General features: G+C 66.4%; 1 protein-coding gene. It reads left to right on the top strand.

Annotated elements, in window-relative coordinates:
- Nucleotides 1–1,257, top strand: a 1,257-nt coding sequence (locus tag EOB36_RS33845) for a cobyric acid synthase (RefSeq protein ID WP_128286590.1), incomplete at both ends; no start/stop codon positions are given.

The raw sequence follows: 1,257 nt of genomic DNA on the forward strand, positions 1-1,257 counted from the left end.
GGTCGCGGGCCTCGGCCGCGCAGCGAAAAAACGTGGGCTGAAAGTGCGGCCGTTCAAGCCGCAGAACATGTCGAACAACGCAGCCGTCGCCGACATTCCGGGTGCCGGCGGCGGCGAGATCGGCCGCGCCCAATGGCTGCAGGCGATCGCCTGTGGCGCGGCGCCCTCCGTCCACATGAACCCGGTGCTGCTCAAGCCGCAGACCGATACCGGTGCGCAAGTGGTGGTGCAGGGCAAGGTGTTCGGCGAGGCGCGGGCGCGCGACTACCAGGCGCTGAAGGGCCAACTGATGGATGCGGTGCTGGACTCCTGGGCGAAGGTCGGCGAAGGCGCCGATCTCGTCATCGTCGAGGGCGCCGGCTCGCCGGCCGAGATCAATCTCAGGAGCCGCGACATTGCCAATATGGGCTTTGCCACGCGCGCCAACGTGCCGGTGATCCTCGTCGGCGACATCGACCGCGGCGGCGTCATCGCCTCGATCGCCGGCACCCATCTGATCCTGCCGGAAGAGGACCGGCGCATGATCGTCGGCTACCTCATCAACAAGTTCCGCGGCGATGTCTCGCTGTTCGATGACGGCATCAAGGCGATCGAGAGGTTCACCGGCTGGCACTGTTTTGGCGTCGTGCCGTGGCTGAAGGCGGCGGCGCGGTTGCCCTCGGAGGATTCGGTTGTGCTTGAGCGCCTCGCGTCCGGCGAGAAGCGCGCGCTGAAGGTCGCCGTGCCGATGCTTTCGCGTATCGCCAATTTCGACGATCTCGACCCGCTCAAGGCCGAACGCGAAGTCGAGGTGGTCTTCGTGCCGCCCGGCCAGCGCTTGCCGGAGGACTCTGGGCTGGTGGTCATTCCCGGCTCGAAGTCGACGATCGGCGATCTCCTGAGATTTCGCGAGAATGGCTGGGACCGTGATCTTGCCGCCCATCGCAAGCGCGGCGGGCATGTGGTCGGCATCTGCGGCGGCTTTCAGATGCTCGGCCGTATCGTGCGCGACCCCGACGGCATCGAGGGCAGCGTTACCGAGACCGAAGGGCTGGGCCTGCTCGACGTCGAAACGGTGATGGAGCCGGAAAAGACGGTGCGCAATGTCAGCGCGCGCTCGGTGCAATTCGACCTGCCGCTCGAAGGCTACGAGATCCATCTCGGCCGCACCACCGGTCCGGACACGCTGCGTCCATCCGCGGTGATCAACGGCGTTGACGACGGCGCCATCTCGGCCGACGGCAAGGTGTCAGGCACCTATCTGCACGGGCTGTTTTC

Source organism: Mesorhizobium sp. M6A.T.Cr.TU.017.01.1.1, assembly GCF_004023115.1.
Classification (GTDB): domain Bacteria; phylum Pseudomonadota; class Alphaproteobacteria; order Rhizobiales; family Rhizobiaceae; genus Mesorhizobium; species Mesorhizobium mediterraneum.